At 70.2% G+C, this 26,268-nt stretch carries 24 protein-coding genes and 1 riboswitch; of the genes, 15 read left to right on the top strand and 9 right to left on the bottom strand.

What is annotated here, in order from left to right; all coding sequences use genetic code 11:
* Positions 1 to 85: 85 nt before the first annotated feature.
* A complete protein-coding gene (locus QFZ74_RS21280; protein WP_307622392.1) occupies positions 86 to 1,492 on the bottom strand; it encodes a family 2B encapsulin nanocompartment shell protein in 1,407 nt (468 codons plus the stop codon).
* A gap of 300 nt (positions 1,493 to 1,792) precedes the next feature.
* Between QFZ74_RS21280 and QFZ74_RS21275 the strand changes: the two genes are divergently transcribed.
* Together QFZ74_RS21275 and QFZ74_RS21270 are read left to right on the top strand one after the other, a co-directional pair.
* Positions 1,793 to 2,386, top strand: coding sequence for an N-acetylmuramoyl-L-alanine amidase (locus QFZ74_RS21275; protein ID WP_307622391.1), 594 nt, complete (start codon positions 1,793 to 1,795; stop codon positions 2,384 to 2,386).
* A 35-nt stretch (positions 2,387 to 2,421) separates the two neighbouring features.
* A complete protein-coding gene (locus tag QFZ74_RS21270) occupies positions 2,422 to 3,321 on the top strand; it encodes a 1-aminocyclopropane-1-carboxylate deaminase/D-cysteine desulfhydrase (RefSeq protein WP_307622390.1) in 900 nt (299 codons plus the stop codon).
* 206 nt (positions 3,322 to 3,527) lie between these two features.
* Here the strand turns inward: QFZ74_RS21270 and QFZ74_RS21265 are convergent, their stop codons facing one another.
* Entirely contained in the window at positions 3,528 to 5,123 is a 1,596-nt protein-coding gene (locus QFZ74_RS21265) for a Na+/H+ antiporter (protein ID WP_307622389.1), read from the bottom strand.
* A gap of 61 nt (positions 5,124 to 5,184) precedes the next feature.
* On the opposite strand from QFZ74_RS21265, the gene QFZ74_RS21260 reads away from it, so the two are divergent.
* From QFZ74_RS21260 to QFZ74_RS21250, 3 genes are all read left to right on the top strand, one after another.
* Positions 5,185 to 5,445, top strand: coding sequence for a UBP-type zinc finger domain-containing protein (locus tag QFZ74_RS21260; protein WP_307622388.1), 261 nt, complete (start codon positions 5,185 to 5,187; stop codon positions 5,443 to 5,445).
* A gap of 284 nt (positions 5,446 to 5,729) precedes the next feature.
* Positions 5,730 to 6,143 carry an anti-sigma regulatory factor gene (locus QFZ74_RS21255; protein WP_307622387.1) on the top strand — a complete coding sequence of 138 codons (414 nt, stop codon included), beginning with the start codon at positions 5,730 to 5,732 and terminating at the stop codon, positions 6,141 to 6,143.
* A gap of 17 nt (positions 6,144 to 6,160) precedes the next feature.
* Complete coding sequence (locus tag QFZ74_RS21250; RefSeq protein WP_307622386.1) at positions 6,161 to 7,372, top strand: RNA polymerase sigma factor SigF; 1,212 nt, start codon at positions 6,161 to 6,163, stop codon at positions 7,370 to 7,372.
* A 257-nt stretch (positions 7,373 to 7,629) separates the two neighbouring features.
* On the opposite strand, the gene QFZ74_RS21245 is transcribed toward QFZ74_RS21250, so the two are convergent.
* The gene (locus QFZ74_RS21245; RefSeq protein ID WP_307622385.1) at positions 7,630 to 8,073 is read right to left on the bottom strand and encodes a hypothetical protein; all 444 of its coding nucleotides are present in this window, start codon (positions 8,071 to 8,073) and stop codon (positions 7,630 to 7,632) included.
* Between the two features lie 125 nt (positions 8,074 to 8,198).
* Here QFZ74_RS21245 and QFZ74_RS21240 point away from each other — a divergent pair, with 125 nt between their 5' ends.
* Both QFZ74_RS21240 and QFZ74_RS21235 read left to right on the top strand, forming a co-directional pair.
* Positions 8,199 to 9,167, top strand: coding sequence for a diacylglycerol kinase family protein (locus QFZ74_RS21240; protein WP_307622384.1), 969 nt, complete (start codon positions 8,199 to 8,201; stop codon positions 9,165 to 9,167).
* A gap of 322 nt (positions 9,168 to 9,489) precedes the next feature.
* On the top strand, positions 9,490 to 9,747 hold the full coding sequence (locus QFZ74_RS21235; RefSeq protein ID WP_003992873.1) for a WhiB family transcriptional regulator: 258 nt from the start codon (positions 9,490 to 9,492) through the stop codon (positions 9,745 to 9,747).
* Positions 9,748 to 9,924: 177 nt separating this feature from the next.
* Here QFZ74_RS21235 and QFZ74_RS21230 read toward each other — a convergent pair whose 3' ends face one another.
* Positions 9,925 to 11,391, bottom strand: coding sequence for a sensor histidine kinase (locus tag QFZ74_RS21230; RefSeq protein WP_307624229.1), 1,467 nt, complete (start codon positions 11,389 to 11,391; stop codon positions 9,925 to 9,927).
* A gap of 468 nt (positions 11,392 to 11,859) precedes the next feature.
* Between QFZ74_RS21230 and nagB the strand changes: the two genes are divergently transcribed.
* Positions 11,860 to 12,645: a glucosamine-6-phosphate deaminase gene (gene nagB, locus QFZ74_RS21225; protein WP_307622383.1), complete on the top strand. Its 786-nt coding sequence runs from the start codon at positions 11,860 to 11,862 to the stop codon at positions 12,643 to 12,645.
* Positions 12,646 to 12,668: 23 nt separating this feature from the next.
* Here the strand turns inward: nagB and QFZ74_RS21220 are convergent, their stop codons facing one another.
* Positions 12,669 to 14,171: a glycoside hydrolase family 3 protein gene (locus tag QFZ74_RS21220; RefSeq protein WP_307622382.1), complete on the bottom strand. Its 1,503-nt coding sequence runs from the start codon at positions 14,169 to 14,171 to the stop codon at positions 12,669 to 12,671.
* 283 nt (positions 14,172 to 14,454) lie between these two features.
* Here QFZ74_RS21220 and QFZ74_RS21215 point away from each other — a divergent pair, with 283 nt between their 5' ends.
* The 6 genes from QFZ74_RS21215 to QFZ74_RS21190 all read left to right on the top strand — a co-directional run bounded on the left by QFZ74_RS21215 (position 14,455) and on the right by QFZ74_RS21190 (position 21,584).
* Entirely contained in the window at positions 14,455 to 15,219 is a 765-nt protein-coding gene (locus QFZ74_RS21215; protein ID WP_307622381.1) for a GntR family transcriptional regulator, read from the top strand.
* A 146-nt stretch (positions 15,220 to 15,365) separates the two neighbouring features.
* Complete coding sequence (locus QFZ74_RS21210) at positions 15,366 to 15,632, top strand: DUF3311 domain-containing protein (RefSeq protein WP_307622380.1); 267 nt, start codon at positions 15,366 to 15,368, stop codon at positions 15,630 to 15,632.
* Positions 15,629 to 17,257 carry a monocarboxylate uptake permease MctP gene (mctP, locus tag QFZ74_RS21205; protein ID WP_307622379.1) on the top strand — a complete coding sequence of 543 codons (1,629 nt, stop codon included), beginning with the start codon at positions 15,629 to 15,631 and terminating at the stop codon, positions 17,255 to 17,257. The genes QFZ74_RS21210 and mctP overlap by 4 nt, the downstream gene beginning before the upstream one ends.
* Positions 17,258 to 17,340: 83 nt before the next feature.
* Positions 17,341 to 17,847, top strand: coding sequence for a GNAT family N-acetyltransferase (locus QFZ74_RS21200; protein ID WP_307622378.1), 507 nt, complete (start codon positions 17,341 to 17,343; stop codon positions 17,845 to 17,847).
* A gap of 87 nt (positions 17,848 to 17,934) precedes the next feature.
* Positions 17,935 to 18,043, top strand: a riboswitch (cobalamin riboswitch).
* 146 nt (positions 18,044 to 18,189) lie between these two features.
* Positions 18,190 to 20,571: a ribonucleoside-diphosphate reductase subunit alpha gene (locus QFZ74_RS21195; protein ID WP_307622377.1), complete on the top strand. Its 2,382-nt coding sequence runs from the start codon at positions 18,190 to 18,192 to the stop codon at positions 20,569 to 20,571.
* Complete coding sequence (locus QFZ74_RS21190; RefSeq protein WP_307622376.1) at positions 20,571 to 21,584, top strand: ribonucleotide-diphosphate reductase subunit beta; 1,014 nt, start codon at positions 20,571 to 20,573, stop codon at positions 21,582 to 21,584. Before QFZ74_RS21195 ends, QFZ74_RS21190 begins: the two co-directional genes overlap by 1 nt.
* On the opposite strand, the gene QFZ74_RS21185 is transcribed toward QFZ74_RS21190, so the two are convergent.
* Complete coding sequence (locus QFZ74_RS21185; RefSeq protein ID WP_307622375.1) at positions 21,497 to 21,739, bottom strand: hypothetical protein; 243 nt, start codon at positions 21,737 to 21,739, stop codon at positions 21,497 to 21,499. The genes QFZ74_RS21190 and QFZ74_RS21185 overlap by 88 nt on opposite strands.
* 93 nt (positions 21,740 to 21,832) lie before the next feature.
* Between QFZ74_RS21185 and QFZ74_RS21180 the strand changes: the two genes are divergently transcribed.
* Positions 21,833 to 22,798, top strand: a complete 966-nt coding sequence (locus QFZ74_RS21180; protein ID WP_307622374.1) for a GlxA family transcriptional regulator — start codon at positions 21,833 to 21,835, stop codon at positions 22,796 to 22,798.
* Positions 22,799 to 22,819: 21 nt separating this feature from the next.
* Here the strand turns inward: QFZ74_RS21180 and QFZ74_RS21175 are convergent, their stop codons facing one another.
* The 3 genes from QFZ74_RS21175 to def all read right to left on the bottom strand — a co-directional run bounded on the left by QFZ74_RS21175 (position 22,820) and on the right by def (position 26,231).
* Positions 22,820 to 24,196, bottom strand: coding sequence for a cytochrome P450 (locus QFZ74_RS21175; protein ID WP_307622373.1), 1,377 nt, complete (start codon positions 24,194 to 24,196; stop codon positions 22,820 to 22,822).
* The gene (gene cyc1 / locus QFZ74_RS21170) at positions 24,193 to 25,278 is read right to left on the bottom strand and encodes an epi-isozizaene synthase (RefSeq protein ID WP_307622372.1); all 1,086 of its coding nucleotides are present in this window, start codon (positions 25,276 to 25,278) and stop codon (positions 24,193 to 24,195) included. The genes QFZ74_RS21175 and cyc1 overlap by 4 nt, the downstream gene beginning before the upstream one ends.
* A gap of 302 nt (positions 25,279 to 25,580) precedes the next feature.
* Positions 25,581 to 26,231 carry a peptide deformylase gene (gene def, locus QFZ74_RS21165; protein ID WP_307622371.1) on the bottom strand — a complete coding sequence of 217 codons (651 nt, stop codon included), beginning with the start codon at positions 26,229 to 26,231 and terminating at the stop codon, positions 25,581 to 25,583.
* Positions 26,232 to 26,268: the final 37 nt, after the last annotated feature.

Here is a 26,268-nt window from a genome sequence, read left to right as displayed (position 1 = left end):
ATGGCGCGTCCGGCCCAACTGGGCTTGTACCACGAGGGCTTACCCACGCCCACGGGCGCGGACACGGCCGCGACGTGCGGAAACGTCACCTCCAGCGGCCGATCTCGACGTTCTCCAGGACGCCGAGCGCGTCCGGCACCAGGACCGCCGCCGAATAGTAGGCCGTCACGAGATACTTGATGATGGCCTGCTCGTTGATGCCCATGAAGCGCACGGAAAGGCTCGGTTCGATCTCGTCCGGGATGCCGGACTGCCGCAGCCCGACGACGCCCTGGTCCTCCTCGCCGGTACGCATGGCGATGATCGAGGTGGTCCGCGCCTCGGTGACGGGGATCTTGTTGCACGGGTAGATCGGCACCCCGCGCCAGGTGGGGATGCGATTGCCGCCGATGTCGACGGTCTCCGGCACGAGTCCGCGGCTGTTGAGCTCGCGGCCGAACGCGGCGATCGCCTTCGGGTGGGCGAGGAACAGCTTGGTGCCGCGCCGTCGGCAGAGCAGCTCGTCCATGTCGTCCGGGCTGGGCACGCCGTCGTGGGGCTGGATCCGCTGGTCGTACTCGCAGTTGTGCAGCAGCCCGAACTCGCGGTTGTTGATGAGCTCGTGCTCCTGGCGTTCCTTCAACGCCTCGACGGTGAGCCGCAGCTGCTGCTCGGTCTGGTTCATGGGCTGGTTGTAGAGGTCGGCCACGCGCGAGTGGATGCGCAGCACGGTCTGGGCGATGCTCAGCTGGTACTCGCGGGGCCTCGCCTCGTAGTCGACGAAGGTGTGCGGGATGTCCGGCTCGCCGGTGTGGCCGGCGGCGAGGTCGACCTCCTTCTCGCCGTACTTGTTGGTGCGCTGCGCCGGGAGCGCGCGCAGTTCCTGGAGGTGCTCGCGCAGGGAGTCGGCGCGCTCCGCGACCTGCTCGAAGTCCCGGCGGGAGAGGATCAGCATCGTGCAGGCCGTGTCGGCGCGGGCCGTGTACTCCCAGATGGCGTCCGGGTCGAGGAGCGCCTGCTCGCCGAAGTACGCGCCGTCGGCGAGGACTCCGAGGACCGCGTCGTCACCGTACGGGCCGGTGCCGATCTTCTCGACCCTGCCGTGCGCGAGCAGGTACACATCGTCGGTCTGGCTGCCGAACGAGGCGATCACCTCGCCCGGGGCGACGTTGCGCTGGCGGCAGCGCTGGGCCAGCTCCGAGAGGACCTCCTCGTCCTCGTACGAGCGCAGGGCCGGCAGCTCGCCCAGTTCCGCCGGGATGACCTCGACGCGGTCGCCGGTCTTCACGAAGGTGATGCGGCCGTCGCCGACCGCGTAGGTCAGCCGCCGGTTCACCCGGTACGTGCCGCCCTGGACGTTCACCCATGGCAGCGTGCGCAGCAGCCAGCGGGAGCTGATCTCCTGCATCTGAGGCACGGACTTGGTGGTGGTGGCCAGGTTCCGCGCTGCCGCCGTACCGAGAGACTGCTGCGGCTTGCTCTGATCCGTGCGGACCTCTTCGCCTACCGACATAGAGAACTGCCCTCCCAGTCATGCCCAGTCGTGCACCGGAGCCGAACTGCGCCGGTGCATCAATCGCACAACCAGCTTCCATCACGGACCGTGTCGCTGCCATTACCCGATCGAGCGGGAATGGATCATCGAACTAGTGGGAAAAGACGGCGATTTGACGGGGGATCCCACCTCCGGAAGTTGTCCGGATCGGCTCGCACGCTGTACGAACGCGTGGTCCGGGACGTCCGTTTTCGGAGAAGCAGCGATACGAGGCGGCCACGCCCGGTGGCCGCCGGACACGGAGCGAAGGAGGCACCCATGGCCTCACCCATGTCCGCGAGGGCTTTTCTGGACGCCTTGAGGGAAGAGGGGCTCACCGTCGTCGAGGTCGGCGACTGGGAGCGCCACAACCGCAACCACAAGGGTCCGTGGGGGCCCGTGCACGGCGTGATGATCCACCACACGGTCACCCAGGGCAGCCGGCGGACGGTGGACCTGTGCCGCAGCGGCCCCCCGGAGCTGCCGGGCCCGCTCTGCCACGGCGTGATCACCAAGGACGGCCGGGTCCACCTCGTCGGCCACGGCCGCGCCAACCATGCCGGGCTCGGCGACCCCGACGTGCTCCGCGCGGTGATCGCCGAGAAGCGGCTGCCGCCGGACAACACGGCCGACACCGACGGGAACCGGTACTTCTACGGGTTCGAGTGCGAGAACCTGGGCGACGGCGACGACCCGTGGCCCGAGGTCCAGCTGGAGGCGATCGAGAAGGCCGCGGCCGCGCTCTGCCGCCATCACGGGTGGACGGAGCGTTCGGTCATCGGGCACCTGGAGTGGCAGCCGGGGAAGGTGGATCCGCGCGGCTTCACGATGGCCGGGATGCGCGAGCGGATCAGGGACCGCCTGAAGGACTGACGGCCCGGATCGACCGCGGGGGCGACAATGAAGCCGTGACCAGCTACGCCGCGCTCGCCCCCCGGCTCCCCTCGCCCCTGGAGGACGTGGCCGACGACCGGTTCGCCCGGCACGGCGTCCGTCTCCTGCTCAAGCGCGACGACCTGATCCACCCGGAACTCATCGGCAACAAGTGGCGCAAGCTGCTACCCAACATCGAGGCCGCGGCGGGACGTCCGCTGGTCACGTTCGGCGGCGCGTACTCCAACCACCTCCGTGCCACCGCCGCCGCGGGCCGGCTCCTGGGCCTCACGACGATCGGTGTGGTCCGCGGCCACGAACTGGCCGGCCGCCCCCTCAACCCCTCCCTCGCCCGCTGCGCGGCGAACGGCATGCGCCTGCACTTCGTCGACAGATCGACGTATCGCCACAAGACCGACCCGGACACCCTGGCCGCCCTCCTGCGAGCGGCCGACGCCGAGAGCGCCCACGTCGTCCCCGAGGGCGGCAGCAACGCGGCGGCGGTACGCGGCTGCCGGGCGCTCGGTGAGGAACTGCGGGGACGGGCCGACGTCGTCGCGGTCGCCTGCGGCACGGGAGGCACGCTGGCCGGACTGGCCGCCGGACTCGCTCCCGAGCAGCGGGCCCTCGGCATACCGGTCCTCAAGGGCGGCTTCCTGGCCGCCGACACCCAGACCCTCCAGGAGCACGCCTTCGGCGCCCGACGCGGCACCTGGTCGCTCGACGAACGCTTCCACTTCGGCGGCTACGCCCACACCACCCCCGAACTCGAAGGCTTCGCCGACGACTTCGAACAGCGCCACGGCCTCCCCGTGGAACGCCACTATGTCGCCAAGCTGCTCTACGGCCTGACCACCCTGACCGCCGAGGGCTCCTTCCCGCGCGGCACGACGGTCGCCGCGGTGATCACGGGCAGACCGTTCCCCGACGGGTAGACCGGGAGCACCCCGCAGGCCGCCGCTGCGATAGGCCGCCGCTGCGCACGCGCCCCCGCCCGCACCGTATGACCGCTCGACGCGCGCACGCCTCAACGGCTACGCCGAAACACGCCCGCGCGGCACCCATCCACCGCCCGACCGCCACCGTCCCCGCCCGACCGCTCGCCGCCAAGCAGGGCGCCCCGCAGCCCACCGGCCCCCCGCTACGCCGCCTCCCGATAAGCCGCCGCCTCCTCCAGGTCCAGTCGGCGCAGCAGGGTGCGGAGCATTTCGTCGTCGATGTAGCGCAGGTCGCGGAGTTTGACGAAGACCGCGCGTTCGGTGCCGATCACTTCGCGGGAGAGGCGGCGGTAGGTGTCGTCGACCGATTCACCGGTCACCGGGTTCGGGGCGCCGAGGCGCTCCCAGACGGCGTTGCGGCGGCGTTCCAGGACGCCGATGAGGCGGTCGGCGAGGGGCGGGGGCAGGGCGTTGCGTTCGTCGGCGAGGAGTTCTTCGAGGTGGGTCTCGGCGGCGCGGGAGGCCTGGGCCTGGGCGTTGGCCTCGGCGAGGGTCTGGGCCTGCGGGTCCGGGGCGGGGAACCGCAGCCGGCGGATCAGCGGGGGCAGCGTCAGCCCCTGGACCACCAGCGTGCCGATGACCGTCGTGAACGTCAGGAACAGGATCAGGTTGCGCTGTGGGAACGGGGCGCCGCCGTGCACGGTCAGCGGGATGGAGAACGCGATGGCCAGGGACACCACCCCGCGCATCCCGGCCCAGGAGGTGACCACCGGGCTCCGCCAGGTGGGGTTGGCCTCGCGTTCCCTGATCCGCGCCGACAGCAGCCGCGGCAGGAAGGCCGCCGGATAGATCCAGACGAACCGGGTGGCGACGACCACCAGGAAGACGGCCACCGCGTACCAGGCGGCGTCGGCGGCGTCGTACGCCTCCAGGCCCCTGAGGACGATGGGCAGTTGCAGTCCGATGAGGGCGAAGACGGCGGACTCCAGGATGAAGGCGACCATCTTCCACACGGCGTCCTCCTGGAGCCGGGTGGCGAAATCGACCTCCCACGCGCGGTGCCCCAGATACAGGGCGACGACCACGACCGCGAGGACGCCGGAGGCGTGCAGCTGCTCGGCGACGCCGTACGCCACGAACGGGACGAGCAGCGAGAGCGTGTTCTGCAGGAGCGGTTCCTTCAGGTGGGTGCGCAGCCAGTGCAGTGGGACCATCAGCACCAGGCCGACGGCGACGCCACCGACCGCCGCGACCAGGAACTCGACCCCCGCGCCGGACCAGGTGGCGGCCTCGCCGACCGCCGCCGCGACGGCCACCTTGTAGGCGGTGATCGCGGTGGCGTCGTTCAGCAGGGACTCGCCCTGGAGGATGGTCGTGATCCGGGACGGCAGTCCGAGCCGGCGGGCCACCGCCGTCGCCGCGACCGCGTCCGGGGGCGCCACCACCGCGCCCAGCACCAGCGCGGCGGGCAGCGGCAGCCCGGGCACGAGCGCGTAGGCCGCCCCGCCGACGACGAAGGTCGCGAAGAGCACGTAGCCGACCGACAGCAGCGCGACGGGCCGCAGCTGGGCCCGCAGGTCGAGGTAGGAGCTGTCGGAGGCCGAGGTGTACAGCAGCGGGGGCAGCAGCAGCGGGAGGACGACCTCGGGGTCGAGGGTGTAGTCCGGCATGCCGGGGATGTACGAGACGGCCAGCCCGACCGCGACCAGGAGCAGGGGCGCCGGGACGGGCGTGCGCCGGGCGGCCGCGGCGACCACCGTACTGCCCGCCACCAGCAACAGCAGCGGCATCACGTCCATGTCCTCGCCCGCCCTCGATTGTCCGCGCGGCTCCCGGCCGGCCCGTCGTAATCTGGCAATCATGAAACAGTGCACGCACGCCGGCGCGCTGCCGCACCCGGAGCCCGAGCCGCAGGACGGGACCTGCCCGGAGTGTCTCGCGCTCGGCACGAACCCGGTCCAGCTGCGGATGTGCCTGACGTGCGGCCACGTCGCCTGCTGCGACTCCTCGCCGTACCGGCACGCGACGAAGCACCACGAGACGTCCGGTCACCCGGTCATGCGGACCTTCGAGCAGGGCGAGGACTGGCGCTGGTGCTACGTCGATCATGTACTCGTGTGACGTCGGCCACGAAGTCGTGTGACACTGCATGACGACCGCCGGTTCGAACGGTTCGCGCGTCTGACGTCTGGGTACGTCAATCCGGCGCGCGCTCTTCCCAATTGGGCCCGCAGACCCCTAGACACGGAGCGTATCCACAGGTTTACTGTGAGTGACACCAGGGGGACGGGGTCCCGGGGACACGAACGTTCGGAGCGCGATAGCGTCACCGCTGAACCAGCAATCGCGTTACCCCGAGGGGCGACCCTCGGCCCCGAGAAGCTTGTACCACCTTGGAGGTGAGGGTGTCCCAGATCGCAGGCGAGCCCGCGGCCCAGGACTTCGTGGAAGTCCGGCTGCCGGCAGCGGGTGCCTACCTGTCGGTGCTGCGGACGGCCACGGCCGGACTCGCGGCCCGCTTGGACTTCACCCTGGACGAGATCGAGGACCTGCGCATCGCGGTCGACGAGGCCTGCGCCATCCTGCTCCAGCAGGCCGTGCCCGGCTCGGTGCTCAGCTGCGTCTTCCGGCTCGTCGACGACTCGCTCGAGGTCACGGTGTCCGCACCGACGACCGACGGCAACGCGCCCTCGCGGGACACCTTCGCCTGGACCGTGCTGTCGGCCCTGGCGGGCAAGGTCTCGTCGGCCGTCGACGAGGACAAGACCGTGTCGATCAGCCTCTACAAACAGCGCGGCGCGGGTCCCGGGCCGGCGTGAGGAACGGGGACGGGCCGGTGCGGGACGAAGAGCGCGGCACACGGGAGCTGCCGGGCGAGAACGCGGGCACTGCCCCCGGCTCGTGGGGCTCCGCGCGCCCGGGCGGCGCCGACAGCGAGGGACAGAGCCGGAGCGAGGGCCCTGGGGAATCCTCCCGGTTCCTGGCGGACGGCGCCGAGGGCGTCGACGGCATTCCCGAGCAGGCCAGGCCGCACCCGGAGGACGAATCCGTGCGGCCGGGCACCCCGGACGGCGCGCGGCGGGACGTGGCCGATGCCACGCGCGGCGCGGCGCCGGAGGGACGGACCGGGGCCGTGCCCACCGACCAGGGAGGCACCCCCGCCCGAGCGAAGCCGGCCGTGAGGGAGGAGGCGGGAGCTCGGGGAAGGGCAACGGGGACGATGAGCGAGCACGAGCGAAACTCCGAGGACGAAGCGCTGGGCGCCCAGAACGCACAGGGCACGCAGCACGCCCCCCAGGACCGGAGCGGGGCGCGCGCGCTGTTCGTCGAGCTGCGCGCGCTGAAGGACGGCAGCGCCGAGTACGCGGAACTGCGCAACAGGCTGGTCCGCATGCACCTGCCGCTCGTCGAGCACCTGGCGCGCCGGTTCCGCAACCGCGGTGAGCCGCTGGACGACCTCACGCAGGTCGCCACCATCGGCCTGATCAAGTCCGTGGACCGCTTCGACCCCGACCGCGGCGTGGAGTTCTCGACGTACGCCACTCCGACGGTCGTCGGCGAGATCAAGCGGCACTTCCGCGACAAGGGCTGGGCCGTGCGCGTCCCGCGCCGCCTGCAGGAGCTGCGGCTGGCGCTCACCACGGCCACGGCCGAGCTGTCCCAGCAGCACGGCCGCTCCCCCACGGTCCACGAGCTGGCCGAGAAGCTCGCCATCTCGGAGGAGGAGGTCCTGGAGGGCCTGGAGTCGGCGAACGCCTACTCCACCCTGTCGCTGGACGTCCCCGACACCGACGACGAGTCTCCCGCGGTCGCCGACACCCTCGGCGCCGAGGACGAGGCTCTCGAAGGCGTCGAGTACCGCGAGTCGCTCAAGCCGCTGCTGGAGGATCTGCCGCCGCGCGAGAAGCGGATCCTGTTGCTGCGTTTCTTCGGCAACATGACGCAGTCGCAGATCGCGCAAGAGGTCGGCATCTCGCAGATGCACGTCTCGCGGCTGCTGGCGCGCACGCTGGCGCAGCTGCGGGAGAAGCTCCTGGTGGAGGAGTAGTCCTCGTACGAGGAACAGAGGAACACGCGGTACGGCTAGGGTCTGTCGTTTGGATCAGGCCGGCTGTGAGGTGCGGTACTTCTCGACCGACCCGAGCGGGGTCTGGTGCGTGCAGCTGCAAGGCGGAGGAGGGCGTCAACGCGATGGGGGTCCCCCCGCGCGAGCGGAGCCGAGCGTGGGGGAGTTGGCAACCGACGACAACGCGGCAGATGTGCGTGCCAGGCCCCGCGATGCCGGGATTATCCAAACGACAGGCCCTAGTCGGTGCGGCCCGGTCCCTTCACGCCGAGGGCCCGGGTCGTCGCCGGGTTGACCAGCAGGACCAGCGAGGTCACCGCGACCGCGGCGAGCGCGATGCCGGCGGGGATGGCGACGCTGTCGGCCTGGAGCAGGCTATAGGCCACCGGCAGCGCCATGATCTGCGTGATCACGGCGGGGCCGCGGCTCCAGCTGCGGCGCAGGAGCAGCCCGCGCGCGGCGAACAGCGGCAGCAGGGCGAGCACGAGCACCGTGACTCCCCCGGTGACGGCCTGGCGCCGTCCGTCCGGGTCGCCCGTCACTCCGAGGACGAGCATCAGCACACCCGCGGCCAGCAGGGCCGCTCCTTCGAGTGCGGCCAGCGCCGCCGCGTACGTCAGCCGGCGCGGGCGGGGGCCTTCGGCGGCCTCGGGCGTGGGGGCGGGGCTCTGCTCACTGCTCACATCAGAAGAGTAGCCCTGGCTCCTCGCGCCCCGGGCCGCCCGGTGGCCAGGCTCACGCCCCTTCTTCTTACCGGATTCCCAACCGGCTCTGGGCTCGGTACCCCCCAGTAGGTACGCTGCCAGTCATGCGTGCACTTCTCGTGGTCAATCCGGCGGCAACCACCACAAGCGCACGTACGCGCGACGTACTGATCCACGCACTGGCGAGCGAGATGAAGCTCGACGTGGTCATGACCGAGTACCGCGGGCACGCGCGCGACCTCGGCCGGCAGGCGGCGGCGGGCCAGGACGTCGACCTGGTGGTGGCCCTCGGCGGTGACGGCACCGTCAACGAGGTGGTCAACGGTCTGCTGCACGCCGGCCCCGACCCCGAGCGCCTGCCCGGCCTCGCCGTGGTTCCCGGCGGCTCCACCAACGTCTTCGCCCGCGCCCTCGGCCTGCCCAACGACCCGGTCGAGGCGACCGGCGCCCTCCTGGACGCCCTCCGCGAGAAGCGGGAGCGGATCATCGGTCTCGGGCTGACCTCGGGCACGCCCGGCACCGCGGACGAGACGGTTCCGGCCCGCTGGTTCACCTTCAACGCGGGGCTCGGCTTCGACGCGGGCGTGGTCGGCCGGGTCGAGCAGCAGCGCGAGCGCGGCAAGAAGTCGACGCACGCGCTGTACGTCCGTCAGGTCGTCCGGCAGTTCCTCGGCGAACCGCACCGCCGGCACGGCACGGTCACGCTGGAGCGGGCGGACGCGGATCCGGTCACCGATCTGGTGGTCGCCATAGTCTCGAACACATCCCCGTGGACGTATCTCGGCAATCGCCCGATGTACACGTCGCCTAAGGCCTCGTTCGATAAAGGCCTCGACGTACTCGGTCTCAGCCGCCTGTCGACGGCCGCGGTTGCCCGGTATGGAACCCAGTTGCTCACTTCGTCCCCCGAGCGGGGACCGCATAGCAGACATGCCTTGTCGCTGCACGATCTGGACCGGTTCACCTTGCATTCCAAGGTGCCATTGCCCCTCCAGATGGACGGCGACCACCTCGGACTGCGTACAAGCGTGACGTTCACAGGCGTTCGCCGAGCACTGCGTGTGATTGTGTGAGTGGATCGAGGCAAACTCCTTTCACTCGAACGTTTAGGCCAGGATCCACCCCATGGAAGTACGGCTGTGACCTAGTCGACACCGAGGAATCAAAAAAAACTTTCCGGAAGGGGTTGTATCCGCCGCTGAGGTTTGCGAGTCTCTACGTGGCGATCGGGACGGCCCGTAACATTGGCATCCGCTGATCACCAGAACCCCTCTTCAAACCCAGGAGCACGCCAGGGACGATCCTGTCGTGCGGCCCTTCATCTGTTGAGGGATTCGTGAAAGCGTTCACATTCACAAGCAACCTGCACGTAACATCCAAGGAGAGGTAGCAGCCATGGACTGGCGTCACAACGCCGTTTGCCGCGAGGAAGACCCCGAGCTCTTCTTCCCCATCGGCAACACCGGTCCTGCGCTGCTGCAGATCGAGGAAGCCAAGGCCGTCTGCCGGCGCTGCCCCGTCATCGAGCAGTGTCTGCAGTGGGCGCTCGAGTCCGGCCAGGACTCCGGCGTCTGGGGTGGTCTCAGCGAGGACGAGCGCCGCGCCATGAAGCGCCGCGCCGCCCGCAACCGGGCCCGTCAGGCCTCCGCCTGACACACCCCCCACGATCTGACAGCCTGAGCTTGGCGGCGCGTACAGCGCGTGCGCTTCTCCCGCCCCCGAGCCGCAGCGCGCAGCAATAGACAAAGAGCCCCGGACCACTGGTCCGGGGCTCCATTGCGTTTCGGGGGACCTCCCTGAGCTTTCCGGGAAACTTCCCCGATTTCCGGGCTACTTCTGCGTTCGCACCGGAATGTCCAGCAGGACCCGCGTACCGCCCTCGGGCGCCGGCGACATGTCGAACGTGCCGCCCAACTCGCCCTCGACCAGGGTTCGTACGATCTGCAGGCCCAGGTTTCCCGAGCGGTGCGGGTCGAAGTCCTCGGGCAGGCCGATGCCGTCGTCCTGGACGGTGACGAGGAGGCGGGCCTCCTTGGTGGTGCCGCCGCGCACCGCGGAGACCTCGACCGTGCCGGTGTCGCCCTCGCGGAAGCCGTGTTCCAAGGCGTTCTGGAGGATCTCGGTCAGGACCATCGACAGCGGGGTGGCGACCTCGGCGTCGAGCACGCCGAAGCGTCCGCTGCGCCGGCCGGTGACGCGGCCGGGCGAGATCTCGGCGACCATGGCGAGCACGCGGTCGGCGATCTCGTCGAACTCCACGCGCTCGTCCAGGTTCTGGGAGAGCGTCTCGTGCACGATCGCGATCGAGCCCACGCGGCGCACGGCCTCCTCCAGCGCCTCCCGGCCGCTGGCGGAGTCGATACGGCGGGCCTGGAGGCGGAGCAGGGCGGCCACCGTCTGGAGGTTGTTCTTCACCCGGTGGTGGATCTCCCGGATGGTCGCGTCCTTGGTGATCAACTCGCGTTCGCGGCGGCGCAGTTCGGTGACGTCCCGGCACAGCACCAGCGAACCGATGCGGGTGCCCTTGGGCTTGAGCGGGATGGTCCGGAACTGGATCACACCGTCGTTGGCCTCGATCTCGAACTCGCGCGGCGCCCAGCCGCTGGCCACCTTGGCGAGTGCCTCGTCCACCGGCCCCCGGGTCGGTGCGAGTTCGGCGGTGATCTGGCCGAGGTGGTGGCCGACGAGGTCGGCGGCGAGGCCGAGGCGGTGGTAGGCGGAGAGCGCGTTCGGGGAGGCGTACTGGACTATGCCGTCCGCGTCGAGCCGGATCAGGCCGTCGCCGGCGCGGGGCGAGGCGTCCATGTCGACCTGCTGGTCGGGGAACGGGAAGGAGCCGGCCGCGATCATCTGCGCGAGGTCCGAGGCGCTCTGGAGATAGGTGAGCTCCAGCCGGCTCGGGGTGCGCACGGTGAGCAGGTTGGTGTTGCGGGCGATGACGCCGAGGACGCGGCCCTCGCGCCGGACGGGGATCGACTCGACCCGGACCGGGACCTCCTCGCGCCACTCGGGGTCGCCCTCGCGCACGATCCGGCCCTCGTCGAGGGCCGCGTCCAGCATGGGGCGCCGGCCGCGCGGGACGAGGTGGCCGACCATGTCGTCCTGGTACGAGGTCGGGCCCGTGTTGGGCCGCATCTGGGCGACCGAGACGTACCGGGTGCCGTCGCGCGTGGGGATCCACAGGACCAGGTCGGCGAAGGAGAGGTCGGAGAGCAGTTGCCACTCCGAGACCAGCAGGTGGAGCCACTCGAGATCGGAGTCGTCGAGGGCTGTGTGCTGGCGTACGAGTTCGTTCATGGAGGGCACAGTGCGAGCGTACCCGGGGGGTCGTACGGGCCCGGAGACACCCGCGGGCCGCGGCGCCTGGGAGGGACCCTCAACCCTCCCGGCACCGCAGCCCGGAGCAGCATCGGCCGTGGGGTGTGCGGTCCCGGTCGGCCGAAGGTGAGGAACCGGGGCAGTCAGGGCAGAGAGCTCCGGATCCTCGGTCCGCCCTCCTGTGCGGGGAAGGCGGAAGAACGCGGCTGCGTCGCGCGCTTAGCGCACGAAATCCACTTACGCATTGTGGACTAGACCACGATGCGTGTCCATGCGTTGGAGGATGTTCACAGACGGCACCCCGCAGCCTAGCCCGCAGGAGCGGGGTAGGGGATCGGATGGCGACGGCGATTTCCGCCACATCGGGGGTGCACTCGGGGACTCCGTCGCTGCTAGATTGGTCTAAACCACTTCTTTCTTCGTCCTCTTCGAAACGGCGGGCCCAGCGTGGAAGTCGTCATCGTTCCGGACGCCGCCGGCGGCGGTGAACTGATCGCGGAGGCCGTCGCCCGGCTGCTGCGGCACAAGCCCGACGCCGTGCTCGGGGTGGCCACGGGCTCCACCCCGCTTCCCGTCTACCGGGCGCTGGCGGCCCGGGTCCGCTCCGGCGAGGTCGACACCTCGCGCGCGCGGATCGCCCAGCTCGACGAGTACGTCGGACTGCCCGCGGACCACCCGGAGTCGTACCGTTCGGTGCTGCGCCGGGAGGTGCTGGAGCCGCTCGCCATCCCCATGAGCGCGTTCCTGGGGCCGGACGGCACGGCCGAGGACGTGCCGGGCGCGTGCGCGGCGTACGAGCGGGCGCTCGCGGCGGCCGGCGGTGTGGACCTCCAGCTGCTCGGAATCGGCACGGACGGGCACATCGGCTTCAACGAGCCCTGTTCGTCGCTCACTTCGCGCACCCGGATCAAGACGCTGACGGAACAGACCCGGAGCGACAACGCGCGCTTCTTCGGCGGCGACGTCGCACAGGTACCGCAGCATGTCGTCACCCAGGGCATCGGCACGATCCTGGAGGCGCGGCACCTGGTCCTGCTCGCCACCGGCGAGGGCAAGGCGGACGCGGTCGCCGCGACCGTCGAGGGCCCGGTCGCGGCGATCTGCCCCGCCTCAGCACTCCAACTCCACCCACACGCCACGGTGGTGACCGACGAGGCGGCCGCGTCGAAACTGAAGCTGGCGCCCTACTTCCGGCACTCGTACGCCAACAAGCCGGGGTGGCAGGGCATTTGACCCTGCCACCGTCGACACCCTCCCTACGGCGCCACCCGTCCCGCGATCACCTCTGCCGCAGCACGGCCGCAGACGCGGGCCGCGCCGTGGGTGGCGAGGTGGAGGGCGCCCCGCGGGGTGGCCTGGGGGACGCCCATCTCGACGACGATCGTGTCCGGGCGGGCCGTCAGGAGGGTGTCGAGGGCGGCGGCCATCCAGGGGTGCCGGTGCTCGCTGCGCACCACGGCGACGATCCGGCGCTCCCCCGCCGCGGCCAGGGCGGCCCGTCCCGCCGACTCCCCCGGCTCGCCCGCGAAGGTGCCCGCCTTCGTGCCGGGCAGCAGCAGGTCCAGCTCGGTGGCGACGCCCCACGGGGTCTGTTCCCCGACGGCGATGTTCGCGGCGGAGCTGAGGGCGACGACGTACGGCGGCGAGGTCAGCGGTTCGAACGGCTCCGGGGACGTCACCGCGAGCGCGCGCCGGGCGGCGGCCAGGCCGATGTCCTCCCGCGGCTCGGGGGCGGAGGCGGGCGCCGCCTCCGCCGGCCGCCGGGCCAGCCGCCGTACCCGCGCCGCCGCGTCCGCGAGGCGTTCCTCGGCGAGTTCGCCCGTTCTGACCGCGTCGACCAGGGTGTCCCGCAGGTGGCGGACCGTCTCGTCGTCGGCGAGGCCGCCGCCCACGCAGATGGTGTCGGCGCCGGCGGCGAGGGCGAGGACGGTGCCGCGTTCGAGGCCGAAGGTGGTGGTGATGGCGCGCATCTCCATGCCGTCGGTGATGATCAGGCCCTCGTAGCCGAGTTCGCCGCGCAGAAGGCGCGTGAGGATGCGGTGGGAGAGGGTGGCCGGGCGGTCCGGGTCCAGGGACGGGACCAGGATGTGGGCGCTCATCACGGCCTGGGCGCCGGCGGCGATCGCGGCACGGAAGGGCACGAGTTCGCGGGAGTTCAGCACGTCGGTGCTCGCGTCGATGCGGGGCAGCGCGAGGTGGGAGTCGACGGAGGTATCGCCGTGGCCGGGGAAGTGCTTGGCGCAGGCGGCGACCCCGGCCGACTGCAGGCCGGTGACGAAGGCCGCGGTGTGCCGGGCGACCAGGTCGGTGCCGGCGCCGAAGGAGCGGACGCCGATGACCGGGTTGGCGGGGTTGGAGTTGACGTCGACCGACGGCGCCCAGTCGAGGTTCACGCCACAGGCGGCGAGGCGGCGGCCGATCTCGCGGGCCACCTCGCGGGTGAGGTCCTCGTCGTCGACGGTGCCGAGCGCGTGGTTGCCGGGGAAGCTCGATCCGGTGCGCGCCTCCAGCCGCGTGACGTCGCCGCCCTCCTCGTCGATCGCCACCAGGACGTCCTCGCGCTCGGCGCGCAACTGGGCGGTGAGGGCGGCCAGTTGCTCGGGCGAGGTGATGTTGCGACCGAACAGACCCACGGCCGACAGTCCTTCGCCGAGCCGACGCAACAGCCAGTCGGGGGCGGTGGTGCCGGTGAACCCGGGCTGGAGCACCGTCAGGGCGTCCGGGGTCAGGGTGTCGGTGCCGCCGGCGAGTGTCGTCATGGGGTGACATCCCTTCACGAACCGGGCCAATGGTGTAGACCAACACCGGAGCCTGGCCCAGACCAATAGGCCTGTCAAGGGTGTTCCCGCGTGGCGCCCCGCGTCCGGTGCCGCCGAGGCCGCGTTGGTGGACTAGACCAGCAAGGGACGCGAAGGTATACAGAGAGATCACGGAGCATGCGGGCGCCGGGCGCCGCTCGTGCCGCAGGCGGCCGTGCCACGATGTGAGCCGCGGCCGACGGGACGTCGGTCGCTTCGGCAGCCGGAGCCGGGAAGGCGGAGCATGACCACCGACGTCAGCAGTGCGGAGAACGAGGGTGGGGCCACCGTCCGTACCGCGCGGGTGCCCAAGTACTACCGCCTGAAGAAGCATCTGCTCGAGATGACGGAGACCCAGGCGCCCGGCACCCCGGTCCCGCCCGAGCGCACGCTCGCCGCCGAGTTCGACACCTCCCGCACCACCGTCCGCCAGGCCCTCCAGGAGCTCGTCGTCGAGGGGCGGCTCGAACGCATCCAGGGCAAGGGCACCTTCGTCGCCAAGCCGAAGGTCTCCCAGGCGCTGCAACTCACCTCCTACACCGAGGACATGCGCGCCCAGGGACTGGAGCCGACCTCGCAGCTCCTCGACGTCGGCTATGTCACCGCCGACGACCGGCTCGCCGAACTGCTCGACATCGCCTCCGGCGGCCGGGTGCTGCGCATCGAGCGGCTGCGCATGGCCAACGGCGAGCCCATGGCCATCGAGATCACTCATCTGTCCGCGAAGCGCTTCCCGGCGCTGCGCCGCAGCCTGGTGAAGTACACGTCGCTCTACACCGCGCTCGCCGAGGTGTACGGCGTCCACCTCGCGGAGGCCGAGGAGACCATCGAGACGTCGCTGGCGACGCCGCGCGAGGCGGGCCTGCTCGGCACCGACGTCGGCCTGCCGATGCTGATGCTCTCCCGGCACTCGCTGGACCGGGACGGCCAGCCGGTGGAATGGGTGCGCTCGGTCTACCGCGGCGACCGCTACAAGTTCGTCGCGCGCCTCAAGAGGCCTCAGGACTGACCGACGCCCCGTCAGCTCCAACCCCTCCGCCACCCGCAGGTTTCTGTTCGGGACCGATATGCGGACGAGGGGTTCCACTGCGTGGCACCGTCACCTACATTGCCTGCTCATTACGCCGCTGATCAGCGAGGGGACGGAGCCGCCGCATGCCCGCTACACCCGAAGAAGCAAGACCACCGGTGGTCACACCGGTGCGCGTCGTCATCGCCCTGTGTCTCGTCGCGCCGTTCGTGGCGACCCTGTGGGTCGGCTCGTACGCCAAGACGGACCCCGCGTTCATCGGGATCCCGTTCTTCTACTGGTACCAGATGCTGTGGGTGCTCATCTCGACCGCGCTCACCATGCTCGCGTACCAGCTGTGGCAGCGTGACCAGCGGAGCCGCAAGGCCGCGAAGGGGGGTGCGGCGAAGTGAAGGACGGCGTGAACGGCGTCGCTCTCGGCGTCTTTGTCTTCTTCTTCCTGGCCGTCACGGTCGTGGGCTTCCTGGCCGCGCGGTGGCGCAAGGCCGAGAACGAGCACAGCCTGGACGAATGGGGCCTGGGCGGGCGGTCGTTCGGTACCTGGATCACCTGGTTCCTGCTCGGCGGCGACCTGTACACGGCCTACACGTTCGTGGCGGTCCCGGCGGCGATCTACGCGGCGGGCGCGGCGGGCTTCTTCGCGGTGCCGTACACGATCCTCGTGTACCCGCTGATCTTCACGTTCCTGCCCCGCCTGTGGTCGGTCTCGCACAAGCACGGCTACGTGACGACCTCGGACTTCGTGCGCGGCCGCTTCGGCTCGAAGGGGCTGTCGCTGGCGGTGGCGCTCACCGGCATCCTCGCGACCATGCCGTACATCGCGCTCCAGCTGGTCGGCATCCAGGCCGTACTGGACGTGATGGGCGTCGGCGGTGGCGAGAGCACGAACTGGTTCGTCAAGGACCTGCCGCTGCTGATCGCCTTCGGTGTGCTTGCCGCGTACACGTACTCGTCGGGTCTGCGGGCCCCCGCGCTGATCGCGTTCGTCAAGGACACGCTGATCTACATCGTCATCGCGGTGGCGATCATCTACATCCCGATCAAGCTCGGCGGCTTCGACCACATCTTCGCCAAGGCCGGCGAGGCCTTCGCGCAGACCAACCCGGCCACGGGCAAGCCGCGCGGCGCCGTCTTCCCGCCGGAGGCGGGCCAGTGGACGTACGCCACGCTGGCGCTGGGCTCCGCGCTCGCGCTGTTCATGTACCCGCACTCGATCACCGCGACGCTGTCCTCCCGGAGCCGTGACGTGATCCGGCGCAACACCACGATCCTGCCGCTGTACTCCCTGATGCTGGGCCTGCTCGCGCTGCTGGGCTTCATGGCGATCGCGGCCGGGATCAAGGTCACCAACGGGCAGCTGGCCATCCCGCAGCTGTTCGAGGACATGTTCCCGTCCTGGTTCGCGGGCGTCGCCTTCGCGGCCATCGGCATCGGCGCGCTGGTCCCGGCGGCCATCATGTCGATCGCGGCGGCCAACCTGTTCACCCGCAACATCTACAAGGACTTCATCAAGCCCGACGCGACCGCCGCGCAGGAGACCAAGGTCTCCAAGCTGGTCTCGCTGCTGGTGAAGGTCGGCGCGCTGGTCTTCGTCCTGACCATGGACAAGACCGTGGCCATCAACTTCCAGCTCCTGGGCGGCATCTGGATCCTCCAGACCTTCCCGTCGCTGGTCGGCGGCCTGTTCACGCGCTGGTTCCACCGATGGGCCCTGCTCGCCGGCTGGGCCGTCGGCATGATCTACGGCACCCTCGCCGCGTACGGGGTCGCCTCCCCGACGCAGAAGCACTTCGGCGGCTCGGCGGCCGAGATCCCCGGCATCGGCCAGATCGGCTACATCGGCCTCACGGCGTTCGTCCTGAACGTGGCCGTCACCGTCGTCCTCACCTTCGTCCTGAAGGCCGTCAAGGCCCCGGACGGCGTCGACGAGACGCGTCCCGAGGACTACACGGCGGACGCGGGCGACCCGGGCGTCCAGACGGAGCTGCCGCCGGCGACGGCGGGCGCCTCGCACTAGAACCGAGCACGTCGTACGTCACCGACGGGCCGCCGGAGAAAACCGGCGGCCCGTTGTCGTACCCGTCGGGCACACTCGGCTCCATGGACATCGTGATCAGGAGCGCGGAGCCCGGCGAGTACGAGACCCTCGGTGAGATCACCGGCCAGGCCTATCTGCGGGACGGGCTGCTCACCTTCGGCGAGGACGACACCTACCTCGCGGTGCTGAAGGACGTCGCCGGGCGGGCGGCCGCCGCCGAGGTCCTGGTGGCGGCCGACGACGACCGCGTCCTCGGCGGCGTCACCTTCGTGCCGTCCCCCGGCCCCATGGCGGACATCGCCGGACCCGGGGAGGCCGAGATACGGATGCTCGCGGTCGGCCACGACGCCCGCGGCCGGGGCATCGGCGAGGCGCTCGTCCGGGCGTGCGTCGAGCGGGCTCGGGCCACGGACGGCTGCACGCGCGTCGTGCTGTCGAGCCTGGGGATCATGCACGCCGCCCACCGCATCTACGAACGGCTGGGCTTCGTCCGCACACCCGAGCGGGACTGGCAGCCACTCCCGGACCTGGAGGACCTCGTGCTGATCACCTATGAGTTGACACTCTGACACGTTCCGGAGTTACCGCGACACAACATATGGGGGCGCGCTCACCACCCGGCACAAGATGTATGCTCATGCTCGCTGTCGTCGCAGGGGAATCCGGTGCGAATCCGGAACTGTCCCGCAACGGTGTACTTGTACGCGTCCGTCCCCCCGGTTGAGCGGGGCCGAGCGGGGCCGTACGAGCGTCAGTCCGAGGACCTGTCGACAGTGCGCCCGGCCGTCCGGTCCGGGTGTTTCGACGTCCGGGCCTCGCGGAATGGGCCGGTGGACGCGACGCCGCGTGCGCTCGTGTGCTGCCCTGCCGCCCTCCGCAAGGCCCCGTGCCGAGCGAGGGAGAGCCCCCACGTGACCATCGCGCCAGCAGACCCGGCTTCAGCAGCAGGCGTTCTTGACGCAGGTACCGAGACCGACGGTCCCGGTGCCGCGCTGCTGCGGACGCTCACCGAGCTGACCGCCGACCTCCCCGACGCCGACCCCGGCCGGGTCGCAGCCGCCGCGTTGCGCGGCCGGTCCGCGCGGGCGGACGAGCGGGAGTTGCGCGAGCTGGCCACGGAGGCGGCCGCGGGTCTCATCTCCGAGGACCCCGCCTACTCCCGGCTGGCCGCCCGGCTGCTGGCCATCGGCATCCGCACCGAGGCCGCCTCGCAGGGCTCCACGACCTTCACCGAGTCCGTCGCCGTGGGACACCGGGAAGGTCTCATCGCCGACCGCACCGCCGAGTTCGTCCGGCTGCACGCCGAGCGGCTCGACGCGCTGGTCGACCCGGCCGCCGACGACCGCTTCGGCTACTTCGGCCTGCGCACGCTGTACAGCCGCTACCTGCTGCGGCACCCGATCACCCGTAAGGTCGTCGAGACGCCCCAGCACTTCATGCTGCGCGTCGCCGCCGGTCTCGCCGAGGACGACAGCACCCGCTCCGTCGACGAAGTCGCCGCGCTCTACGGGCTCATGAGCCGCCTCGACTACCTCCCGTCCTCCCCCACGCTGTTCAACTCCGGTACGCGGCACCCCCAGATGTCGTCCTGCTACCTCCTCGACTCCCCGCTGGACGAGCTGGACTCCATCTACGACCGCTACCACCAGGTGGCCCGGCTCTCCAAGCACGCGGGCGGCATCGGGCTCTCATACTCCCGTATCCGCAGCCGTGGTTCGCTGATCCGCGGCACCAACGGGCACTCCAACGGCATCGTCCCGTTCCTGAAGACCCTCGACGCCTCGGTCGCCGCGGTCAACCAGGGCGGCCGGCGCAAGGGCGCCGCGGCCGTCTACCTGGAGACCTGGCACTCCGACATCGAGGAGTTCCTGGAGCTGCGCGACAACACCGGTGAGGACGCGCGCCGTACGCACAACCTCAACCTCGCGCACTGGATCCCGGACGAGTTCATGCGCCGGGTCAACGCCGACGCCGAGTGGTCGCTGTTCTCCCCGGCGGACGTGCCCGAGCTGGTCGACCTGTGGGGCGAGGAGTTCGACGCCGCGTACCGCAAGGCGGAGGCCGCGGGTCTCGCGAAGAAGACCATGCCGGCCCGCGACCTGTACGGCCGCATGATGCGCACCCTCGCGCAGACCGGCAACGGCTGGATGACGTTCAAGGACGCCGCCAACCGCACCGCCAACCAGACGGCGCTGCCGGGCCACGTCGTGCACTCCTCCAACCTCTGCACGGAGATCCTGGAGGTCACGGACGACGGCGAGACGGCGGTCTGCAACCTCGGTTCGGTGAACCTGGGCGCCTTCGTCGACACAGCGACCGGGGACATCGACTGGGAGCGGCTGGACGAGACGGTCCGCACGGCCGTGACCTTCCTCGACCGCGTCGTGGACATCAACTTCTACCCGACCGAGCAGGCGGGCCGCTCCAACGCCCAGTGGCGTCCGGTCGGTCTCGGCGCCATGGGTCTGCAGGACGTCTTCTTCAAGCTGCGCCTGCCCTTCGACTCCGCCGAGGCGCGCGCCCTGTCCACGCGGATCGCCGAACGCATCATGCTCGCCGCGTACGAGGCCTCCGCGGGCCTCGCCGAGCGCCACGGGCCGCTCCCGGCCTGGGAGAAGACCCGTACCGCCCGGGGCGTGCTGCACCCCGACCACTTCGACGTCGAGCTCACCTGGCCGGAGCGCTGGGCGGCGCTGCGCGAGCGGATCGCCGCGACCGGCATGCGCAACTCGCTGCTGCTGGCCATCGCGCCGACGGCCACGATCGCCTCGATCGCGGGCGTCTACGAGTGCATCGAGCCGCAGGTCTCGAACCTCTTCAAGCGCGAGACGCTCTCCGGCGAGTTCCTCCAGGTCAACTCCTACCTGGTCGAGGAACTCAAGAAGCTCGGCGTCTGGGACGCCCGCACCCGCGAGGCGCTGCGCGAATCGAGCGGCTCGGTGCAGGACTTCGCGTGGATCCCGGCGGACGTACGGGCGCTGTACCGCACGGCGTGGGAGATCCCGCAGCGCGGTCTGATCGACATGGCCGCGGCCCGCACCCCGTACCTGGACCAGGCGCAGTCGCTGAACCTGTTCATGGAGACGCCGACCATCGGCAAGCTCTCCTCGATGTACGCGTACGCCTGGAAGCAGGGCCTGAAGACGACGTACTACCTGCGCTCGCGCCCGGCGACCCGCATCGCCCGCGCCGCCGGCAAGGCGCAGCCCACCATCCCCGTCCAGCAGGTGGCCGAGGCCGACGCCGTCGCCTGCTCCCTTGAGAACCCCGAGTCCTGCGAGGCCTGCCAGTAATGTCCAACCGAAACGCCAACCTCCTGGACCCGGGCTTCGAGCTGACGCTCCGCCCCATGCGCTACCCGGACTTCTACGAGCGCTACCGGGACGCGATCAAGAACACCTGGACCGTGGAGGAGGTCGACCTCCACTCGGACGTCGCCGACCTCGCGAAGCTGTCCCCCATGGAGCAGCACCTGATCGGCCGTCTGGTGGCGTTCTTCGCCACGGGTGACTCGATCGTGGCGAACAACCTGGTGCTGACGCTGTACAAGCACATCAACTCCCCCGAGGCGCGGCTCTACCTGAGCCGTCAGCTCTTCGAGGAGGCCGTGCACGTCCAGTTCTATCTGACGCTGCTGGACACCTACCTGCCCGATCCGGAGGACCGCGCGGCCGCGTTCGACGCGGTGGAGAACATCCCCTCCATCCGCGAGAAGGCCGGGTTCTGCTTCAAGTGGATCAACGAGGTCGAGAAGCTGGAGCGGCTGGAGACCAAGGCGGACCGCCGCCGTTTCCTGCTGAACCTGATCTGCTTCGCGGCGTGCATCGAGGGCCTGTTCTTCTACGGCGCCTTCGCGTATGTCTACTGGTTCCGCAGCCGGGGTCTGCTGCACGGTCTCGCGACCGGCACCAACTGGGTGTTCCGCGACGAGACGATGCACATGTCCTTCGCCTTCGAGGTGGTCGACACCGTCCGCAAGGAGGAGCCGGAGCTGTTCGACGACGAGCTCCGGCAGCAGGTCACCGACATGCTGCGGGAGGCCGTCGAGGCCGAGCTGCAGTTCGCGCGCGACCTGTGCGGTGACGGTCTCCCGGGCATGAACACCGAGTCGATGCGCCAGTACCTCGAGTGCGTCGCCGACCAGCGTCTGACGCGGCTCGGCTTCGCCCCGGTGTACGGCTCGGAGAACCCGTTCTCCTTCATGGAACTCCAGGGTGTTCAGGAGCTGACGAACTTCTTCGAGCGCCGCGCCTCGGCGTACCAGGTGGCGGTGGAGGGCACCGTCGACCTGGACGAGGACTTCTGATCCCTTTCGCTCCCGCGTCCCTCCTGGGACTCCCGCAGCTGCCGGTCGATGCGCCGCTCGCGCACGATGCCGAGCACTGACGGGAGGACCAGGAGGACGAGGATCGCGAGGACGGAGAGCATTCCGACGAGGCCTTCGATCTGGTTTCCGTTCATGGACACCACTGTCGCGCCGGATACTCCTTACCGTCAGTGGCAGGACTGCCGCACTCCCTCGATTTCCTGCCATATCCGAGGCGCACTGACGACATGCTGAAGAACGTGGCCGCCGTCCTCCTCGACGGCGTGCATCCCTTCGAGCTCGGTGTCGTGTGCGAGGTGTTCGGCATCGACCGCAGCGACGAGGGCCTGCCGGTGTACGACTTCGCCGTGGTCTCGGCGGAGGGTCCGACGCTGGACACCCATGTCGGCGGCCTGACCGTCTCGACGCCGTACGGACTCGACCGGCTGGACGAGGCGGACCTGATCGCCGTGCCGGCCGGCACCGGCTACGTCACGCGCGACTACCCGCCGGAGCTGCTCGACGCCCTGCGCCGGGCCGTGGCGCGCGGGACCCGGGTGCTGAGCGTCTGCTCCGGCGTCTTCGTGCTCGGCGCGGCCGGGCTGCTGGACGGCCGGCGGTGCAGTGTGCACTGGCGGCAGGCCACGGAGCTGGCCCTGCGCAATCCGCGGGCGATCATCGAGCCGGACGTGCTCTACGTCGACGAGGACCCGGTGATCACCTCCGCCGGGACCGCGGCGGGCATCGACGCCTGTCTGCACATCGTGCGCAAGGAGCAGGGCCCCGAGGTCGCCAAGAAGATCGCCCGGCGGATGGTGGTGCCGCCGCACCGGGACGGCGGGCAGGCGCAGTACGTCGAGCGGCCGCTGCCGAAGGGCGCGTGCGACACCGTCGGGGAGGTGCTGGCCTGGATGGAGCGCAATCTCGACCAGGAGGTCACCGTCGAGCAGCTCGCCGCCCGCGCCCACATGGCCCCGCGCACCTTCGCGCGCCGCTTCCAGCAGGAGACGGGCACCACTCCCTACCGCTGGATCCTGCGCCAACGCGTGCTCGCCGCCCAGGAGTTGCTGGAGGGCACGGACGAGACCATGGACGCGATCGCCGGCCGCACCGGCTTCGGTACGGCGGCGGCGCTGCGCCACCAGTTCGTCCGGGCGCTGGGCACGACCCCGCACGCGTACCGGCGCGCGTTCAGGGGCCCGGAGGCCGCCTGAACGCGCGCTCTCGCGCACCGGTCAGCGGGGCAGGGCCCGCACCATCAGGCGGCGCGGGCGCAGCGTGATGCCGATGCGCGGCCTGGGGTCGGAGCCGGGGGCCTGCTCGAAGCGGTAGGCGGCGGCGATCGCCGCGGTGAACAGCGTGAGTTCGGCCATCGAGAAGTGGTCGCTCGGGCACTTGCGGTTGCCCACGCCGAACGGGGCCATCGCGTGCTTCGGGACCTCCTTGGACCCCCCGGGGAGCCAGCGCTCCGGGTCGAACTCCTCGTGCCGGTCGTAGGAACGCGGGTCGCGCTGGAGGGCATAGGGGCTGTAGATGACGTCCGCGCCCGCCGGGATGCGATAGCCGCCGAGCTCGGTGTCGGCCACCGTCCGGCGGGTCAATATCCAGACGGCGGGATACAGCCGCATGGTCTCGACGACGACATTCGCGGTGTACCTCAGCTTGCGGACGTCCTCGAATGCGACCGGCCGGTCACCCACGACGGATTTCACCTCGTCGCGGATCTTGTCACCGACATCCGGATGCTCGGTGAGAACGAGGAGCAGCGACATGACCATGGAGCCGACGGTTTCGCTTCCCGGGGTGAGGATGGCGATGACCTGGTCGTGGATCTCCTGTTCCCCGATGGGCTCGCCATTCTCGTCCTTCGCTTCCAGCAAGGCCGTCAGCAAATCGTCCGGTTTTTGACCGCTCGCCCGGCGCTCGGCGACGATCTCGTCGACCAGCAGGTGCAAATCGGCCAGGGCCCGGTTGAATTCGCGATTGCTCGCCACCGGTATGCGGTAAAGCGGTCCGAGCGGGACGACCATGCGCTGGTACATGCCACTGAACAGGGTGGCGAGCGCGGCGCAGATACGGTCGGCGCGGGCGTCCATGTAGCTGCCGCGCATCAGGCAGCGGGCGGCGGCGCGGACGGCCACGCGGAACGACTCCGCGGTCACGTCGAGCACCTCGCCGGAGCGCCAGCGCTCCACCACCGCATGCGCCTCCTCGGTCATGATCGGCCCGTACCCGGGGATCGCGTCGAGCCGGAAGGCGGGCTGGATGGTGCGCCGCTGGCGCCGGTGCAGGGGGCCGTTGGCGGTGGCCACGCCCTCCTTGCCGAGCAGGCTCTCCAGGGACTCCCAGAGCGGGCCGGCGACGATGTAGTCGGGGCTGAGCGCCAGAGCCCCGGTGAGGGCGGGCGCGGTGACGGCGTACACCGTCTTCGGGCCGAGTTTCAGGCGTACGAGGTCGCCGTGGTCGCGCAGTCGGCACAGGAAGGCCAGCGGATCGCGGGCCAGCTTCCAGCCGTGGCCGAGGACCGGGACCCCGCCGCCCGCGAGGGGCGGCTCACACAGTTCCGTCGCCGAGCGGGCCTCGGTTTCGGGATTCACGGACTCGACGGTCATTTCTCACCTGCCGCTTGGTTGTTGACGTACGGGGGCGTGGACCGGTCGTCCCAGCTGTCGACCCGGTACCGGCCTGATTCGTGGTGGAACCAGTAGACGGAACTGAACCAGTTCCGCATATTGCCGACGCAGGTCCGGACGGCGGCGTCGAGTTCCTTTCCGCGGGTCGTTCCGTCGGCGAGCTGGTCGGCGAACTCCAGGACCGCGCCTTCCACTTCGAGGAATTCCGTGACGCAGGAATCGACGCGCCGCCGGAGGTCCGCCACCGCCTCTTCCAGATTCATTTCCTCATGGGTGATGAGGCTGATTCCGAGGTTGTGGACCTCATCTCCCGCTATTTCCTTGGGAAGTGAGCACAGGTCGTTGTACCAGGCGGCGAACTCCTGGCTCAGTAACGCCGCCCGCCGGAATGCCGGGTGTTTTCGCACCTGGTCGGGCAGTTCGACGCCGGCGCTCGGTTCCAGCAGATCCGTCCATATCCAGTGCGCGAAGGTGAGCCGCCGCAGGGCGAGATACTCCTCGACCCCGGGCACGCGTCCCTCGGTGCGGTTGCGGAACTCGCGGTCGTAGGCGTCGATCACCGCGTGGAAGTGGCGGGCGAAGCGGGCGTTCCAGGTGTGCGGCAGGAAGGAGTACAGCCGCAGCACACTGTCCGCGAAACCGGCCACCACGGGATCCGCGTGGTGCAGATGGTGCCCGGGGGCGTCAAGTGCCGTGTGCAGCCGGGCCCTGAGCCGCTGCCAGTCGGCGGTGCGGCCGTGCACGACGTCGCGGTCGTGCCGGTCGTCCCAGACGAAGAACCAGGCGCTGTAGTCGCCGATCGCCTGCATCACCTCGTCGGGGGCGCCGAGGTAGTACCCGGCCATCAGGTCCGTGTAGCGCAGGCCGTCGGCATGTTCCGCCACCTTGTCCGCGGGCATGAGCCGTTTTTCGAGCAGCCAGAGGCGCGTCTTCTCCTGGAGCTGCGGCCAATACGGATGCAGCTGCCGGGGAAACGCCGCCTCGATCTCCTCAAGTGCGAGCGACGGCGGTACCGCCACCGCCGTGGGCGTCGATGTGGTGCCGTGTGAGAAAGCGTGCACGAACTGACCCCTCTCAGCCGCCAGGAGCGCACACCCCTCCGGTTGTGCCGGGCGTGCGCCGTTGCGTATCCCCGCACTTCCCATTCAGCACCACAACTGACCGATCTGGGAACGGATTTGCTCCACTCACTACCCCAGTGTGCCGAGAATCTACCCTTGCGTGACTGATGAGGGATCAGTAGAGCCGCACAAAGGATCGAATGTGCGACGGACTGATGAGCGAAAACGACGACGCCCGGTCGGGATCGATCCCGACCGGGCGTCGTGGCAGGCGTCAGACGTCAGCCATCAGACGTCAGCCATCAGTCGTTGGCGACCACGGGGTAGCGCGGCTCGTTCTCGGCCATCTGCCGCAGCGCGTCCTTGCGTTCCCGCTTGGAGAGGCGGTCGATGTACAGGTAGCCGTACAGGTGGTCGGTCTCGTGCTGGAGGCAGCGGGCGAAGTAGCCCGTGCCACGCACCTTGACGGGGTTGCCCTTCTCGTCCTGCCCGGTCACCTCGGCGTAGTCCGGGCGGGCGAGCGGCGCGTAGGCGGTCGGCACGGACAGGCAGCCCTCGTTGCTGTCGTCCAGGCTGCGCCGCTCCGCGGGCAGATCGACCAGCTTCGGGTTGCACACCACGCCGACGTGGCGCACGCCCTCGTCGTCCGGGCAGTCGTACACGAAGACCTTGAGGTCGACGCCGATCTGGTTGGCGGCCAGACCCACGCCCTCGGCGGTGCGCTGGCTGGCGAACATGTCGGCGACGAGCTGCTGGAGCTCCTCGCCGAACTCGGTGACGTCCTTGCACTCCTTGTGGAGCACCGGGTTGCCGACGACCGTGATCGGGCGCGAGGTCCCGCGCTCCCGCCAGGCGGTCTCGCGCTCCTCGGTCTCCTCGGTGTCGATGAGGAAGCCCTCGTCGTCCACGGGGAGCACGCCCGCGTGCTGCTGATCGGTGTCCTGCTGCGCCATGACCGACGATGCCTTCCTACACATGTACGGGGGGAGA

The sequence above is a fragment of the Streptomyces sp. V3I7 genome, from assembly GCF_030817495.1.
In the GTDB taxonomy this organism is placed as follows: Bacteria; Actinomycetota; Actinomycetes; order Streptomycetales; family Streptomycetaceae; genus Streptomyces.
Note: the sequence above shows the minus strand (reverse complement) of the source record. Positions and strands in the feature narration are given on the sequence as shown.

What these genes read in the sequence shown, in the direction of transcription:
- QFZ74_RS21210 (WP_307622380.1), top strand. Translation starts at nt 15,366, where the DNA reads ATGCCCGCTACACCCGAAGAAGCAAGACCACCGGTGGTCACACCGGTG.
- QFZ74_RS21180 (WP_307622374.1), top strand. Translation starts at nt 21,833, where the DNA reads ATGCTGAAGAACGTGGCCGCCGTCCTCCTCGACGGCGTGCATCCCTTC.
- QFZ74_RS21265 (WP_307622389.1), bottom strand. Translation starts at nt 5,123, where the DNA reads ATGGACGTGATGCCGCTGCTGTTGCTGGTGGCGGGCAGTACGGTGGTC.
- QFZ74_RS21240 (WP_307622384.1), top strand. Translation starts at nt 8,199, where the DNA reads ATGCGTGCACTTCTCGTGGTCAATCCGGCGGCAACCACCACAAGCGCA.
- QFZ74_RS21230 (WP_307624229.1), bottom strand. Translation starts at nt 11,391, where the DNA reads ATGAACGAACTCGTACGCCAGCACACAGCCCTCGACGACTCCGATCTC.
- def (WP_307622371.1), bottom strand. Translation starts at nt 26,231, where the DNA reads ATGGCGCAGCAGGACACCGATCAGCAGCACGCGGGCGTGCTCCCCGTG.
- QFZ74_RS21215 (WP_307622381.1), top strand. Translation starts at nt 14,455, where the DNA reads ATGACCACCGACGTCAGCAGTGCGGAGAACGAGGGTGGGGCCACCGTC.
- QFZ74_RS21275 (WP_307622391.1), top strand. Translation starts at nt 1,793, where the DNA reads ATGGCCTCACCCATGTCCGCGAGGGCTTTTCTGGACGCCTTGAGGGAA.
- QFZ74_RS21235 (WP_003992873.1), top strand. Translation starts at nt 9,490, where the DNA reads ATGGACTGGCGTCACAACGCCGTTTGCCGCGAGGAAGACCCCGAGCTC.
- QFZ74_RS21280 (WP_307622392.1), bottom strand. Translation starts at nt 1,492, where the DNA reads ATGTCGGTAGGCGAAGAGGTCCGCACGGATCAGAGCAAGCCGCAGCAG.
- QFZ74_RS21220 (WP_307622382.1), bottom strand. Translation starts at nt 14,171, where the DNA reads ATGACGACACTCGCCGGCGGCACCGACACCCTGACCCCGGACGCCCTG.
- QFZ74_RS21185 (WP_307622375.1), bottom strand. Translation starts at nt 21,739, where the DNA reads ATGAACGGAAACCAGATCGAAGGCCTCGTCGGAATGCTCTCCGTCCTC.
- QFZ74_RS21175 (WP_307622373.1), bottom strand. Translation starts at nt 24,196, where the DNA reads ATGACCGTCGAGTCCGTGAATCCCGAAACCGAGGCCCGCTCGGCGACG.
- QFZ74_RS21260 (WP_307622388.1), top strand. Translation starts at nt 5,185, where the DNA reads ATGAAACAGTGCACGCACGCCGGCGCGCTGCCGCACCCGGAGCCCGAG.
- QFZ74_RS21200 (WP_307622378.1), top strand. Translation starts at nt 17,341, where the DNA reads ATGGACATCGTGATCAGGAGCGCGGAGCCCGGCGAGTACGAGACCCTC.
- QFZ74_RS21190 (WP_307622376.1), top strand. Translation starts at nt 20,571, where the DNA reads ATGTCCAACCGAAACGCCAACCTCCTGGACCCGGGCTTCGAGCTGACG.